Source organism: Gordonia sp. GN26 (assembly GCF_054823965.1).
The window spans coordinates 1-1,385 of sequence record NZ_JSYC01000125.1; the positions used below are offsets into that span (position 1 = coordinate 1).

1 protein-coding gene is annotated in these 1,385 nt (G+C 67.1%); it reads left to right on the top strand.

Annotated features, from left to right (window positions below; translation table 11 throughout):
- Positions 1 to 1,385: AMP-binding protein (locus OK17_RS19675; RefSeq protein WP_461418462.1), on the top strand; the 1,385-nt coding region annotated here is incomplete at both ends.

Genomic DNA, 1,385 nt, shown 5'->3' on the forward strand with positions numbered 1-1,385 from the left:
CCGGTTCGACCGGTCGGCCCAAGGGGGTGACCTTGCCGCACGACGCCGTCGTCAACCGGTTGCGTTGGGGTCTGGACGAATTGCCCATCGGTGCCGACGACATGGTGGTCCTCAAGACGCCCTACACCTTCGACTGCTCGGTCGCGGAACTGTTCGGTCCGCTGATGCAGGGTTCGCGGCTGCTGATCGCCGAACCCGACGGCCATCTCAACCCGCCGTACCTGGCCGATCTGATCGCCGACACCGGCGCGACGATGGTTCACTTCGTGCCGTCGATGCTGTCGGTGTTCCTCGAGCTCGCCGGTCCGGAACGGTTGGCGCGGCTCGACTGTCTGCGGATCGTCTCGACGACGGGCGAAGCCCTACCGCCGGCAGTGGCCGCCGAAACCCGTGCCGCGATACCGGATGCGTTGTTGTACAACCTGTACGGTCCGACCGAAGCCGCCGTCGAGATCACCTATCAGCAGCTCGATGAAATCGGTGACACCGTTCCCATCGGTGTGCCGGTGTGGAATTCGACGGCCTACGTACTCGACGGACGCCTGAACCAGGTGCCGGCCGGGGTGCCCGGCGAGCTCTACGTCGGCGGTGTCCAGTTGGCGCGTGGCTACGCCGCACGACCCGATCTCACCGCTGATCGTTTTCTCGCGGATCCGTTCGGCGAGCCCGGCGCGCGGATGTACCGCACCGGTGACCTGGTGCGCCGCAACGCTTCCGGTGAGCTGGAGTACCTGGGCCGAACGGACTTCCAGGTGAAGCTCCGCGGCCAGCGGATCGAGCTCGGTGAGATCGAGGCCGCGATCGCACAGGCGCCCGGCGTCGTGCACACCGCGGTGACCGTCGCTCAGGCCCCGGACGGTGGCGAACACCTCGTTGCCTATGTGTCCGGCGCACCCGGCGAGACGGTTGATGTCGATGCGATCAAGGCCACCATCGCGACACCGCTGCCCGAGTACATGCGCCCGACGGTGTGGATGGTGCTGGACGAGATCCCGCTCAACAACGCGGGCAAGCTCGATCGGAAGTCCTTGCCCGCGCCCGAGTTCACCTCGAGTGAGTATGTGGCGCCGGAAACGGACGACGAGGCACGGGTCGCGGAGGTCTTCGCGGAGGTGCTCGGTGTCGACCGGATCGGCGTCACCGACAGCTTCTTCGACATGGGTGGCAACTCGCTCTCGGCAATGCGACTGGCCTCGCGGGCGGGGGTGGCCCTCGGTGCGGACATCTCGGTCCGCGACGTCTTCGACGCGCCCAGCGTCCGTGAACTGGTTGCCGCAGCCGCTACCGGAGGACGCGGCCTGCCGCCGATCGTCGCGGTCGAGCCGCGGCCCGAAACCGTTCCACTGTCCTTCGCACAGCAGCGGATGTGGTTCATCAACCAGTTC